General features: G+C 40.2%; 12 protein-coding genes. 4 read left to right on the plus strand and 8 right to left on the minus strand.

What is annotated here, in order from left to right; translation table 11 throughout:
* Positions 1 to 400 precede the first annotated feature (400 nt).
* From QZ488_RS07755 to QZ488_RS07770, 4 genes are read right to left on the minus strand one after another with little or no spacing between them, the layout of a single operon-like run.
* Positions 401 to 1375, minus strand: coding sequence for an NADPH:quinone oxidoreductase family protein (locus QZ488_RS07755; protein ID WP_293747273.1), 975 nt, complete (start codon positions 1373 to 1375; stop codon positions 401 to 403).
* Positions 1376 to 1431: 56 nt separating this feature from the next.
* Positions 1432 to 2466 (minus strand): phosphotransferase, encoded by a 1035-nt coding sequence (locus tag QZ488_RS07760; RefSeq protein WP_293747275.1) that lies wholly within the window; start codon positions 2464 to 2466, stop codon positions 1432 to 1434.
* Positions 2467 to 2493: 27 nt separating this feature from the next.
* Positions 2494 to 3708, minus strand: a complete 1215-nt coding sequence (locus QZ488_RS07765; protein WP_293747277.1) for an acyl-CoA dehydrogenase family protein — start codon at positions 3706 to 3708, stop codon at positions 2494 to 2496.
* Positions 3709 to 3721: 13 nt separating this feature from the next.
* Entirely contained in the window at positions 3722 to 4399 is a 678-nt protein-coding gene (locus QZ488_RS07770) for a histidine phosphatase family protein (protein ID WP_293747279.1), read from the minus strand.
* A gap of 481 nt (positions 4400 to 4880) precedes the next feature.
* Between QZ488_RS07770 and QZ488_RS07775 the strand changes: the two genes are divergently transcribed.
* On the plus strand, positions 4881 to 7460 hold the full coding sequence (locus QZ488_RS07775; RefSeq protein ID WP_293747281.1) for a TonB-dependent receptor: 2580 nt from the start codon (positions 4881 to 4883) through the stop codon (positions 7458 to 7460).
* A gap of 186 nt (positions 7461 to 7646) precedes the next feature.
* Complete coding sequence (locus QZ488_RS07780) at positions 7647 to 8207, plus strand: glutathione peroxidase (protein ID WP_293747283.1); 561 nt, start codon at positions 7647 to 7649, stop codon at positions 8205 to 8207.
* Between the two features lie 140 nt (positions 8208 to 8347).
* On the opposite strand, the gene QZ488_RS07785 is transcribed toward QZ488_RS07780, so the two are convergent.
* The 3 genes from QZ488_RS07785 to QZ488_RS07795 form a co-directional block, all read right to left on the minus strand.
* Positions 8348 to 8632: a hypothetical protein gene (locus QZ488_RS07785; RefSeq protein ID WP_293747285.1), complete on the minus strand. Its 285-nt coding sequence runs from the start codon at positions 8630 to 8632 to the stop codon at positions 8348 to 8350.
* A 246-nt stretch (positions 8633 to 8878) separates the two neighbouring features.
* Entirely contained in the window at positions 8879 to 10375 is a 1497-nt protein-coding gene (locus tag QZ488_RS07790) for a hypothetical protein (protein WP_293747287.1), read from the minus strand.
* Positions 10376 to 10387: 12 nt separating this feature from the next.
* A complete protein-coding gene (locus tag QZ488_RS07795; RefSeq protein ID WP_293747289.1) occupies positions 10388 to 10990 on the minus strand; it encodes a histidine phosphatase family protein in 603 nt (200 codons plus the stop codon).
* A gap of 525 nt (positions 10991 to 11515) precedes the next feature.
* Here QZ488_RS07795 and rimO point away from each other — a divergent pair.
* A complete protein-coding gene (gene rimO, locus QZ488_RS07800; RefSeq protein ID WP_293747291.1) occupies positions 11516 to 12943 on the plus strand; it encodes a 30S ribosomal protein S12 methylthiotransferase RimO in 1428 nt (475 codons plus the stop codon).
* Between the two features lie 281 nt (positions 12944 to 13224).
* Positions 13225 to 13677: a DUF2721 domain-containing protein gene (locus QZ488_RS07805; protein ID WP_293747293.1), complete on the plus strand. Its 453-nt coding sequence runs from the start codon at positions 13225 to 13227 to the stop codon at positions 13675 to 13677.
* A gap of 4 nt (positions 13678 to 13681) precedes the next feature.
* Here the strand turns inward: QZ488_RS07805 and QZ488_RS07810 are convergent, their stop codons facing one another.
* Positions 13682 to 14617: an AEC family transporter gene (locus QZ488_RS07810; protein ID WP_293747294.1), complete on the minus strand. Its 936-nt coding sequence runs from the start codon at positions 14615 to 14617 to the stop codon at positions 13682 to 13684.
* Positions 14618 to 14644 lie beyond the last annotated feature (27 nt).

Raw genomic sequence — 14644 nt, forward strand, 5'->3', positions numbered from 1 at the left:
ACATCAGGAACGGAATAGCCTTTTTCAACCACTTGGCGAACGGCTTCTTGTTTAAATTCATCGGGATATTTTTTATTCATAACACTTTTTACCTTACTTCGGTTTCTAAGTAAAAAGTGTCTACAGATTTAGGGGAAGATCAATATAGTGTTTCAAAATGACGTCAGTGAGTTCGTTCTTTTCAGTAACTAGTAAAAAAATATTTAATGGAATGGTTGGCAGATTGAATTTTTGAAGTACCTATTTACTTGTTGAGGGGTAATCGAATGTATTAAAACAAGTCATCTAGATATAAATGTAAACATTTCTCTGTTTAGGTAGGACGACCTATGGCCGTCCACCAATAAACACAATACCGGTCTTATAAAGTTGAAAAATCAAAGACCGACACCTTTAGTTGTTAAGGTCGTAAGGTCATCTTTCCCTTCACCTCTCGGTTCATAACCTTATTTAAGGCGTCTTTGGCATATTGCAAAGGTACCACTTCATCAACCACCACTTTGACTTTACCTTGTACATACCACTTTAATAACTCTTTCATGTTGTCGGCAAAATCCTTGGGTTGATGTTGGGTAAATGAGCCCCAAAAGACCCCCATAACCGAGTAACCTTTTACCAATGCTAGGTTGACAGGAAATTCAGGAATAGTGCCACCAGCAAAACCAACGACTAACAATCTGCCATTCCAAGCCATGCTTCTTGAACAGGCGTGAAAGGTATCGCCGCCCACACATTCGTAAACCACATCAACACCTTTGCCATCAGTCACTTCTTTAATGGCTGTTTTTAAATCGGTTTCTGTGTAGTTTATTAGAATGTCTGCGCCATTAGCTTTGGCCATATCTAACTTTTCTTGAGTAGAACAAACGGCAATAACAGTAGCGCCCATTTCTTTACCAATTTGCACCGCAGCTAAGCCAGTTCCACCAGCAGCACCCGTTACTAATAACGTTTCACCAGGCTGGATTTGAGCACGCTGTTTAAGTGCGTGATGAGCTGTTGCATGGGCAGTTACTAATGCAGCTGCTTCTTCATCAGGAATTTCATCGGGAATAGGCATAATGTGCGAAGCAGGACATAACACTTTTTCAGCGTAACCACCTAACATCACCATAGCTATGACGCGCATACCCACTTTAAGATAAGGAACACCCTCGCCTACCTCGCTGATGACACCAGCGACTTCATTACCTGGTACAAAAGGAAAAGGAGGTTTCATCTGATACAAACCTTGTACCAATAATCCATCTGGAAAATTAACCCCACATGCTGTTACATCGACCACTACATGGCCTTTTTTAGCCACCGGATCAGGCACATCTTTATATTGCAGTTTTTCAACTGGGGCAAATTCTTCACATACTATGGCTTTCATTACATTCTCCATTAACTGTCTGATATTCAAACAAAACCAAAGGTTTTATTTTTATACTATTTGGTTAGTTTTAACGCGTATTGGGCTAAAGGTTTAACAATGGCACCTACCGCTTGCGCTTCTTTATTAGACGCATTGCCGTCCTCTGCACGTTTTGCCACACCTTGAGCAATAGCGCCCAAGCGGAAAAAACTAAAGGCTAAATAGAAATTCCAATTGTCGATTTTGTCGATACCTACTAATTTACAGTAAGCATCCACATATTCTTGCTCTTCTGGGATCCCCAGTGGTGCCCTTTCAATACCGCCAAGGCCAGTCGCTTTGCCAACATTTTCAGGTAAACGTAATTGCATACACTGATAAGCTAAATCCGCATAAGGGTGACCTAAGGTAGATAACTCCCAGTCCAATACAGCCAATATTCTAGGCTCTGATGGATGGAACATTAAGTTGTCCATACGATAATCACCGTGTACTAGGGATATCTTACCGTCATCTTCTGGCAAATGTTTTTCGAGCCAGGCAATTAATTGGTCCATTTCAGGGATATCTTGGGTCTCGGACAACTTGTATTGTTTACTCCAACGACTAAATTGGCGTTCGTAATAGTTACCGGGCTTACCGTAATCACTCAAACCAACTTTTTCGATGTCCACACTATGCAACGCAGCCATGACCTCAACCATATTTTGATACATTTGGCTGCGAACTTGATTGTCGGAAATTTCTGGTAAAGCACTGTCCCAAAAAACTCGTCCCTCAACATATTCCATAATATAAAACATGCTACCAATTAGGCTTGTGTCTTCACAAAGATGGTAAACCTTGGCCACTGGTACAGAAGAGTTTTCGAGTGCGGCCAATACTTTATATTCTCGGTCAACAGCATGGGCAGACTTAAGTAACTTACCCGGAGGTTGGCGACGTAAAACATAAGACTGATTGGCAGTCTGCAACTTAAAGGTGGGGTTTGATTGGCCACCTGCAAATTTAGTTGCCGTGACAGGCCCTTCAAAACCGGCAACATGCTGGGTTAAGTAGTCTGCCAAAAGCTGCTCGTCTAATTGATCAACTGAGCCTCTATCAGTCATAACATTTTCCTCTCTATCATGTGTTTATTAGGCATTTTTATCTTTTATTAGATTACGACCTAATTGCATCATGTGCACTTCATCAGGACCATCAGCTAAACGGATAGTACGAGCATAAGCATAGGTGGCAGACAGAATAAAGTCTTGGCTAGTACCTGCAGCGCCATGCATTTGGATAGCTTGGTCGATAACATTACATGCCATTTTTGGTGCCACAATTTTAATTGCAGCAATAATATCACGACTCACTTTGTTGCCGTATCTGTCCATACTGTCAGCCGCTTTCAAAGTTAACAAACGTGCCTGTTCAATATCACAATGCATTTGCGCAATTCGTTCGCGAATAGACTGCTGTTTACTCAAAGGTTGGCCAAAAGCAATACGTGTTTCGACTCGTTCACAAGCCAAGTCTAAAGCACGCTGAGCACAACCAATTAAACGCATACAATGATGAATTCTACCCGGCCCTAAACGACCTTGTGCGATAGCAAAACCTTCACCCTCACCGACCAATAAATTAGCCGCTGGCACTCGGACATTGTCGAATGATACTTCTGCGTGTCCAATGGGTTCATCAAAATGCCCCATCGCGGCCATGGGACGAACCACTGTTACACCCTTAGTATCTAAAGGCACCAAAATTTGTGATTGTTGCTGATGACGAGGGGCAGATGTATCAGTTTTACCCATGACTACCATAATTTTACAGTTGGCATTCATTGCACCACTGGTATACCACTTAAGCCCATTAATCACATATTCGTCACCATCGCGCACAATGGAAGTTTCGATATTAGTCGCATCTGATGAAGCAACGGCAGGCTCTGTCATAGCAAATGCAGAACGAATTTCTCCTTCTAACAATGGCACTAGCCATTTCTTCTTATCTTCTTCTGAGCCATAACGTGCCAATACTTCCATATTGCCGGTATCAGGCGCGCTACAGTTAAAAACTTCACCACTCCACATCACACGGCCCATAAGTTCGCATAAAGGCGCATATTCCAAATTCGTTAGGCCTGCTCCATAAGGCAGGTAGTCTTCTGGTAAAAACAAGTTCCATAAACCTGCATCTTTAGCCTTTTGCTTAAGCTCTTCCATAATGGGAGGCGTAGCCCAACGATCAGCACTATTATGAACTGCATCAATATACTCCTGTTCAACAGGGTAAATATGCTCATCCATAAAAGCTTGTAAACGGTCAATAAGTTTTTGCGATTTGTCGGAGTAATCAAAATTCATGCTTGTATTTCCTTTAGCTAAAGGTGATGGAGTCCAGTCTATCTGGACTATCTAAATGTGGAACATTATTAAAACTGGCTAAACGTATATTATTTTTGTTGAAGTAAAAATGGCTGATACTGGTATTACGGACTTGCATGTTCATTTCAATCACCTGTTTAGCATCAAATCCTAAAACCAGGCTCATTAACATGGATATAGCGCCCCCCGAGCTCACAATCAAAATAGGCTTATCGCTATCTTGTTGGCAAACAATATTGAGGGAACGTTGTACTCTATTTCTAAATCCTAGCCAGCTCTCATCTAATTCAGACTCAGGCAACAAGTCCTCAGACCATGCATACATGGCTAGTTTTAATAACCGATAAAAATCAGCGGGTTTAGGGGTTGTGGGTAAAGTATGTTGTGGATTTAATGCCAAAAAACTTTTACCAATATTTTGAAAATTAAATTCGTTAAAACCCGAGTCTATAGTCACTTCAGGAGAGTGAGCTAAACCATCGACAATGCCTTGGGTGGTTTCTTGATGCCGAACCAAATCACCCATAAATGCCTGTGAAAAGGAAATGTCACGTGAAGTAAAATAATCGCCCAACCAACGCGCCTGTTGATGACCCAAATCACTTAACTTGTCGTAATTTTTTGCTCCAAATGAAGCTTGTCCATGACGGACTAAATAGAACTCAGACACGTATTCACCGTTAATTTTTTAACTTTATTGATAGTATTCTCAATAGATCTATTAGTTGAATTTATTATTTTAATAAAATTACATTTAGTAAATTTATATCGGCTAATAGGATTAAACAGTCCATCTCGCTATTTACCCATTTGGAAGCGTATCTGCCACTCCTTCTGGGTGAGGTTAGAACTGCTTTTACTTTTATAAGGATTTTTCTACCTAGCCCAGTAAACCTAAAGTATCTAGACGCGATTGAAGCAATTATAACCATCGCTAAATGGCAAGATTGTTAGATGTTCCGTTATAACACCACCAGCCTATTAACATTTAACAAACCAAACGTTTACTTTTAACTAATTTTATTGATAAAGTAACAGGTCTGATGAGTGGGTTTTTGCAAGTTGTAAATAAACACAAAGATTCATTTTCACCAAAACGATTTTAAAACCCAAAAAATAGACTAGCGACGCTAGCAAAAAGAGAACATACAATGAAACAGACACTGCCAATACGTTTTAAACCCTCCGCTCTATCAAGCATAGTTGCATTATCACTTGCACTATCTAGTTCTATGTCTTTTGCTCAAGAAGCCGAAGATGAAGGCCGCTTAGAAACCATCACTGTTACCGCACAAAAAAGAGCACAAAATCTTCAAGAAGTACCCGTCTCTGTTACTGCATTTACCGGTGATGAAATGGCTGAAGCGGTCATCAAAGACATGTACGACTTACAAACAAACGTACCTGGTTTAGGTGCTTTTCAAAGCCAAAGCGCAACCAACTCAAGCTTTTCTATTCGAGGCGTAGGGACTTCATCACAAAACTTTGGACTTGAGTCTTCTGTAGGTTTGTATGTGGACGGTGTATACCGTGCGCGTCAAAACTCAATGATCAATAACTTAGTCGATGTGGCAGCAGTAGAAGTATTACGTGGTCCTCAAGGTACACTTTTTGGTAAAAACACGCCTTCTGGTGCAATCTTAGTTAGCACTGCTAAGCCTAGTCATGACGGTGATGATGGTTTTGTTGAGGCAACTGTTGGTAATTACGGATTAGTCAATTTGTCTGGCGCCATGTCATTCTCGGCCATTGAAGATGTATTGGCTTTCAGAGCAACTGCTTTCAGTAGTTCAAGAGACGGCACAATTAGCGATGTGAATTTAGGTGAAGATACCCTGAATGATAGAAATCGCTGGGGTGCGCGTTTACAAGCTTTGTATACACCTGGTGACGATGTGTCGCTAAGAATTATCGCTGATTATTCCGATATCGATGAGATATGCTGTGGTGCACCAGTACAGTTAAGTAACGTTCAAGCTCTTGAACTTCCTGGAACGTTTGGCTCAGATGCAGCGTTACCTAGTCTAGGCGGTACTGTATTCACAGGTGGTGATGCGTTTTACGACAGAGAAGTAGCCTTGTCGTTTTTACCTGAGTCAACCATGACAGACAAAGGTTTGTCTGCTGAGCTTAACTGGGACATTGATGACAACTATACTTTAGTCTCTATCTCAGCTTATCGTAACTTTGAATCTTTCGATAATATCGATACTGATTTTACCGATGCGGATTTGTTTGGAACAAGTAACCTATCAGCACAAAAATCATTCTCACAAGAACTTCGTCTAGATTACACAGGCGATAAAGTGAATTATATTTTAGGTGCCTACTACTTCACCCAAGAATTAGATTTAGAATACAGTCTCTATACTGATTCACTGTTTAATTCCTTTTTCTTATCTCAATTTGAAGGTGCATTTGACCCACTTTTTGCAGGGTTGGATGAAATAAGCGCCTTAACAGGCGGATTTATTGCTCCAACAGCGGTAGCTGCGCCAGCAGGTACAGGGTTCGATCATGTTGCAGCGCAAGAACACGAGAGTTACGCACTTTTCGCACAGTTTGATTATCAGTTTACAGATGAGTTAACTCTAACAGCCGGTATTCGATATACAGATGAGTCAAAAGACTTAGCCACTGAGTTTACTGAGAATTTGCCAAGCGGCGAAGACTTCCCTACCTTCTTTTCTAATACTACAGAGCTAGCAATTGGAGGAGGCTTAGCAGGCGCAGCATTGCAAAACATTGGTGCCGCATTGCTCTCGGGACAAGCTCCATCAGCTGCTGATTTAGAAGCTATTCGACCTTTTCAAACAATAGGTTGGGGATTTAATGCATTAGGCGCTACAACAGCTGCTCGTCCTAACATTGTAGAAGAATTATCTGATGACCAGATTACCGGTACCGTTAAATTAAGCTGGCAACCAAACCGAGATACGTTGGTTTATGGTTCATTTGGTACAGGTTACAAGTCTGGTGGAACAAATACAGACCGTATTGCAAATGGTTTTGCGCCTTTGTTTGATGCTGAAACATCTGAATCTTTCGAACTTGGTATTAAGAAAGACTTACGCGATTATGATTTACGTATAAATGCAGCAGCTCACTACACCACAGTTGAAGATTTCCAAGCGAATACCTTTACAGGTAATGGTTTTAACTTGCAAAACGCTGGAGATTATGAAATTTCTGGCTTCGAAGTTGAAGCGACTTGGGTACCTATGGACGACCTTGAAGTGAACTTAGCTTGGGCATTTGTGGACGCTGAATATAAGACGTTCACAGGAGGAAATTGCTGGGTAGCTTATACATTCCATACTGGCATTGACGATCCAGGTCGCCAAAATGCAACTGACCAGTTCTGTGATCGTTCAGGCGACAGACCAGGTGGCGAGCCGAAGAACTATGCTGTAATCAGTGTGAAAAAAGACTTCGAGTTAGCCGATGATATATATAGTTACATACAAGGTGATTTCAGCCATACAAGCGAAATTATCCTTGATGGCAGTAACGACCCTTATGCTATTCAAGATGCATATAACATCGTTAACCTAAGACTCTTCATGAACTTTGAAGACATGGATATGGATGTAGTAGTTTGGGCCCGTAACCTTCTTGACGAAGAATACATTAACCGCACTAACTTCAACGCACCACTACAAACAGGTAAGTTGAATGCGTATATGGCTGAGCCTACTACTTTTGGTGTGACAGTTAAAAAACGTTTTTAATTTGTGCCCATTTAGTTAGATTTTTTAAGCCGGCTTTTGCCGGCTTTTTATTGCCTAATAAATAATTGAAAGTGATCCATTAGGCGGCTTTAATCACTAAGTACTAAGGTAAATACACAACCACACTAATTAAACGCCAATACAATCCGCTATTATTATTGGTCTAATGAAATAAGGCACAAAATCATGAAATTTTTAACCAAGGCTAAGATACTGGTTACCGTTGCATTACTGTCGGTTACGTCAATAAGTGCCAATGCAAGCGACTGTCCAGATTTGCTCAAGTTTGTAAAACGTAAACTTAACTCCCAAGATACAGTTAATATGTGTGAGGCTTATCACGGTAAAACAATCCTATTTGTGAATACAGCCAGTTACTGTGGCTTTACTCCTCAGTTTGAAGGTCTTGAAGCCTTGTATAGCCAATATAACGATAAAGGGTTTGTGGTCCTAGGCTTCCCTTCTCATGACTTCAACCAAGAGGACAAAAGTGAAGTCAAAACAGGACAAATATGCCGATTAACTTACGGGGTTAAATTTCCCATGTTTGAGGCGATGTCGGTGAAAGGCGAAGACGTCGACCCACTGTATCGAATGCTAGCCAATAAATCTGGGCAAGCGCCAAAGTGGAACTTCTTTAAGTACTTAATGGATAAAAATGGCAATATTGTTAATGCTTACGCTTCTGCAGTCAAACCTACAGATGAAGCTTTGATGAATGATATTGAAAAGGCATTGCAGTTGTAATTCACTGAAATATGTTTGCAAGAGTAACCTGCCAAAAAAACCTTAAATGTGCGAACACTTCAGTGTTCGCAATTTTTTTGCTTGGTGTGATGTTCCGTTTAGCAGCTTACAAAACCTAAGAACCCGCCAAACTGATCTTATCAAGATTTTATATTAACGCTATCGTCCAGAGTGACCGTTTTCGCATCCACCCTGTCGATGATTTTAATGATAGTCGTTTGTACCGTCTTATCCTGACGAATATCCGTTTCGCTATTAAAGGTTTCTAACATAGGCTCGGCATTTTCTTGTTCGATAAAACCTACTTCAACTTTTGTAGCTATTGCTTCACTAGGACCAAAATATTGAATACTAATCATCGGGTAACCATGAAACCCTCGTTTCACTCGTTTACTAATACGTTTTTGTGACTTATCTAAGTTCATTTATGCTCTCAATGATTGATTTAAGGTAGATATTAACTGAGTCGGCAAACAATTGGCTAACTTAATGGGACTCAACAATCTAATGATTGAGCTTAGGCACGGAAATACTAAAACACAGACCGAGTCCGGTGTTATCTACAATTGTAATTTCACCCTTCAATTGCTGGGTGACTAAATTATAAATGATATGCGTGCCGAGGTCGCTGCCTCCCGCCTGTCGATTAGTAGTAAAGAAAGGTTCGAATATCACTTTTTAATGTCGCTAGAGATTCCTTTTCCATTGTCGCAGTATAAAAGTTGTACATGATTATCTAATTCAGTCACCACAATTTTTATGGTTCCCTCACTATTATTGGCAAAAGCATGAGTCAAACTATTCATGATCAAGTTGGTGGAAATTTGAATAAGCGCGCCGGGATAACTGTTTATAACGGTTTGTGTGGGACAATTGACAATAATATTGTGCCCGGCTTTTTTAATCCGTGGTTTTAGCGACATTAGAATGTCTTCCAGATAGGATTTTAAATTCACTTGTCGTATTTCATCGACAGTGGTGTCGACTGCCACCAGTTTAAAACTTCTGATTTGTTCTGCTGCTCGTTGCACACTTGTGAGTGAAATCGAGTAACTTTCATCAATGGCAACTAATCCATCTGTTAGTTTTCGTTTGGTTAAGTTGTCTTCAGCTAAATCACGCAGGATATCTTTAATTTTGTGTTGAATTACAGTGATGCTCATTAATGCTGTGCCAATGGGCGTATTGAGCTCATGTGCTATACCGGCAACCAGTCCGCCTAACGCCGCCATTTTATCGTTCTCAATTAACTTTTTCTGCGTCTGCTTAAGTTCTTCCAAAGCGCTAATAAGATCATCATTGCTCTTCTGTAAATCCTCAGTTCTGCTTGCTACCCGACTTTCTAATTCGTTATTGAGCTGGAGTGCACTTTCTTCGGCTTTTATACGGCTACTAACTTCTAATTCCAGTTGTTTAATTGCTTCTTTAACTTGTTCAGCAACCAAGCTCAGTGTTTGTATTTCGTTGTTTTCAACGTCAATTTTTTTCTCGCCCAACTCACTTTTGACCAATATTTTCCGCAGATAACCAATTAAATATCGCAGTTTCTTTGACAGCTGTGATGAAAACAAAATACTGATGCTGGTTGAAATAATAATCAGCAACAAGGCAAATACAATAAACAGGTTGGCTTCTTTTTTTAACTCTTCTCGTTTCAGAACCATAGTCGATTGAATTGTTTTTTGGGTGTTTTCACTTAAAGTAAGCAATTGATTATTAAGCTGATTAAACATAGTCGTTGAATCGTTCATGATGCCAAACGCCAGATCTAAATCGACTGAAGCGGTAAGAATTACATTCGCGGTCGTTGCTCGATATTGAATCAATTTATCTTTAATCGCCTGAGGAATAGCCCCTTCTAAGTTGGTTTCAGCAAATTGTGACTCAATACGATGAATTTTAAGCAAATAACTCCGACCTAGATCATAGAATATGCCTTCGTCATTAATTTTTGGGGCATCTCGCAGAAGTGAAAATATATCGGTGTGATTAATCGCTAATTGATTAGCAATGGATGTGTATCTGTAGGAAGTTGCTTGTTGCTCTGTTTGTGAATATTCAAGAATGTCGCTTTGTTTATCGATGATGTAATAAAAAATTCCAATTAGAATAAGAATAGTAAATAGCGCCATAATTGGCGCAAACATAAACTTCCACTTAAGAGACATACAATATCCGTACTACTTATCTTGTGTTAAATGTTGCTGCCATTGAACCGGCGTTATTCTACCAATATGTTGGTAATTATCACCACTTGGCTTAAAAATATGCACTACACCTTCCGGTTTTGGCCATATGTTAGTTACTTCTCGAAGATTCGCGGTGTGTGAGACTAGAACAGTATTTGAGCCAGGGGGCGGAAGTGCTTTTAATTTTACCGACAAACTATCAATTAATTTCTGTGTCACTTCGGCATTTTCATTAAGAATAGCCCTAAGTTGATTATCAATTTCAACTTTGTTGAATGCAAAGATTGCGGTATCAACACATCTGCAATACGGACTCGAAATAACCCTATCAACCTGAATATTAAATTTTCGAATCGCTTCGCCTAATTTTCGTGAGTCCTTAATACCTTGCTCTGATAAATTCCGTTGTTTGTTGCAGTTTCGTAAATCGGAGAAGTCACTATCGGCTTGGCTAAGATCAGTTGCTCCATGACGAACATAAAGAATGTAACCGCCCTGTTGTAACATTTTTATTATTTCCTCGGTCGTGATTTCTTCTGCAGAAAGTGTAGAGCTAAAAACCAATGCGATTAGAATAAATCCAAACAATTTCATTCTATTACCTGTTTTAATCAACGGAACTAGTGTTATAGGTTTACCATCGAGTTGCCGTTAAAGAAAAAGCAATATTTTATTTGGGTCATTAATTTAACCACAAAAACCACTTCCCCTCTTAAAATCCATCTTAGTGTGTGCAATCATTTTTCAAACAGATTGTGTTCGCAGATTATTTGGTATGTCAGATAAGTGGGTTATTAGACATGAAAATGGAAGGTAAACTGGATGATTGAATTTCACGATGACAGATTAAAAAAACATCTGTTATTTTCAGCGGCAGTGTTTTCCTTTGATATTCAGGCATATACCCCGGTAAATGTGGATAAAGTCACGGTAGATAGCTAGTCAATAACCTTTGCTGTCAAGTGCGTAACCTCATTCAAAATATGACCAATGTAAAGCTACTTAGAGCTACAAGGTACTACAGTCAATATCAATCACACTTGTTACTGAATATTTAAGATTCGTCTAGCAGCAAAACTATCGTATAATCGCCGTAATTACCTTGCTTAAGATACCACCATGACAGTAGAACAATTTACCCCAAACAAAACCACCACCTTAGAAACGCCAGTCAAAATTTTAGAAGACTCGCCTGTACAAAAAACCAATGGTACTAAAATTGGCTTTGTCAGCTTGGGCTGCCCTAAGAATTTAGTCGACTCAGAGCGTATTTTAACTCAGCTGCGCACTGAAGGTTACGACGTAGTGCCTACTTATAACGATTCTGATTTAGTGATTGTGAACACTTGTGGCTTTATTGATTCGGCGGTGCAGGAGTCTTTGGATACTATTGGTGAAGCGTTGGCCGAAAACGGTAAAGTGATAGTTACAGGTTGTTTGGGTATTAAAGAAGATGAAATTCGTGAAGTACATCCAAATGTATTAGCTATTACTGGCCCCCATGCCTATGAAGAAGTGGTGAATCAGGTACATGAACATTTACCGCAACCTGAACATAATCCTTATTTAAACTTAGTGCCAGATATTGGCGTAAAGCTTACGCCTAGGCATTATGCCTATTTGAAAATATCTGAAGGCTGTAACCATAGGTGCACCTTTTGTATCATCCCGTCTATGCGTGGCGACTTAGTCAGCCGTCCTATTGGTAGCATTTTAGACGAAGCAAAACGTTTGAAAAATGCTGGGGTAAAAGAGTTATTGGTTATTTCTCAAGATACCAGTGCGTATGGCGTAGACGTCAAAAGCAAAACTGATTTTTGGGATGGTATGCCGGTGAAAACCGACATGAAATCTTTGTGTGAAAAGCTCGGTGAAATGGGTATTTGGGTGCGACTGCATTATGTTTACCCCTACCCTTCAGTAGACAAAATTATGCCACTGATGGCTGAAGGTAAAATTTTGCCTTATTTGGATATTCCTTTTCAACATGCCAGCCCGCGTATTCTTAAACTAATGAAACGTCCTGCTGCTGCCGAGCGCACTATGGCGCGTATCAATGCATGGCGTGAGGTGTGTCCGAATATCGTTATTCGTTCGACCTTTATTGTGGGTTTCCCCGGTGAAACTGAAGAAGATTTTCAGATGTTGTTAGACTTTTTAGATGAAGCCCAACTCGACCGTGTAGGTTGTTTTAAATATTCAGATGTAGATGGCGCAAAAGCCAACGACTTGCCCGATCCGGTAAGCGAAGATATCAAACAACAACGTTACGACCGCTTTATGCAAAAACAATCACTGATCAGCACTGCTAAGCTAAAAGAAAAAATTGGCTTAGAGTATCAAGTGATTATTGATGAGGTCACACCAGAAGGCGCGGTTGGCCGTTGTTATGCCGATGCACCTGAGATTGATGGCAATGTGCATTTAACTGATGAATTTGATGTAGAGCCTGGGGATATTATTTGGGCACAAGTCATTCATAGTAACGAATACGACTTATGGGCAGTAAAAGTAGCTGACGATGAAGAAACCGAAATCGTCGAATAATTAAGGGGCTGTTTATCTTTCATATGTCCCCGAGATTATCCTCAAAATGTACTCAATCAAGGCAAAACCTGTGAAGTTTGGCCACCCAAATAAACAGATTTTAACGCTGAGTGAGGGCGTTTTGAGGAAAACCCTTCGGGCTGGGACATTTATTCGCCTACCTTCGTTGTTTACCTTTCGTTTAGAATACTAAACTTCAAGGAAAACGCCTCGGTATACAATTAAATGACCTCAGTCTCGAGTATATATGAAAGATAAACAGCCCCTATAAGGACTTAACTATGTCAACCTCTGTTAACGATCTCGCTCAGGTCATCCAAATTGTGGTGGCGCCTATCTTTATGTTGACCGGTATTGCTGGTTTTTTAAATGTAATGTCTGGGCGTTTAGGGCGGATCGTTGATAGAGCACGTATTATGGAGCGGCGTGTTTCTACCATTAAAAACCCAGAGTTTTTAGAACAGTCAGAAAACGAGTTAAAAAATATATGGCGTAGAATCAAATTGATCAACCGCTCAATTGGTTTATGTACCGCCTCAGCCTTATTTGTTTGCGCTGTTGTAGTGCTCTTGTTTTTGGGTGATCTATTGATGTTTGATTTGAGTCAATTGATTGTCACACTGTTTGTTATTGCACTGTTTTTATTGATTTTTGCCCTACTCACTTTTTTAAAAGAAGTACAACTAGCCACCAGAACATTACAAATGGGTAAAGAGAAAATATTTAACGATTAACCCCTTATACCCATTGCATTTCACGCAAAACAAACAAGCCCAGTGTTGAGCTAACAATCGACATAAGCGTGCTGCCAGCGATAATAGCGGCGGTTAAATGGTAATCGCCACCAATACTTCTAACCATTGGATAGGCTGCAGCCGCTGTAGGTGCAGCAGTCATCATAAAGAGTACGCCAAGCTCTTCGCCCCTAAGCCCCAAATAAAAACCCAATGCAGTCGCTACCATTGGGATAAACACAATTTTACTGCCAATTGCCCAATACAAGATGTTTGAAGAACGAAACTCTTGCCAACGAATGGTGGCGCCCACACAAAGCAGAGCTAAAGGCAGGGTCATTTTTGCTAAATAATTACCGGTATCTAAGATTAACTTCGGAACTTGAATTGGTAATAAGGCCACCACTATTGCCAACGAAATGGCGATAGCCAAAGGATTTGTTAACACACTTCGCGCCACTTCTTTAACTCTTGGGGTTTTTTCTTGGTGATAATACAAGGTCAATATAGAGAAGATGTTTAACGGCACCACCAGTACAGCAAGATACATAGAAGCAATCGCTAAGGCCGACTCACCAAAGGCATTGACTGACAAGGCCAAACCTACAATTGCCATATTACCTCTGCACGCCCCTTGCACAAAGGCGCCTCTAGCCAATTTGTTAGTGATGCCATATGCTAGAAAATGAAAAATAATAAAGGCCCCCGTCATGACACTGCCAGCAAAAACAAGTAAGAATGTAGGGAAATGGTCGGTTAGATTGGTGGTAGCAATATTAACAAACAACAAGCAGGGTAAAGTGAGATTAAAAACCAATTCTGAGCCGGTTTTAGCAAATTCGTCGGTTATCCAATTTATACGTTTTAACAAAATTCCTAAACCAATAATCAGGCTAATGGGCAATGTTACGTCTAAGGCATAGGTTAAAGAGTCAAACATAGGCTTGAGCCCTGTTGTCACCAAGCG

The organism is uncultured Paraglaciecola sp. (assembly GCF_913020055.1).
In the GTDB taxonomy this organism is placed as follows: domain Bacteria; phylum Pseudomonadota; class Gammaproteobacteria; order Enterobacterales; family Alteromonadaceae; genus Paraglaciecola.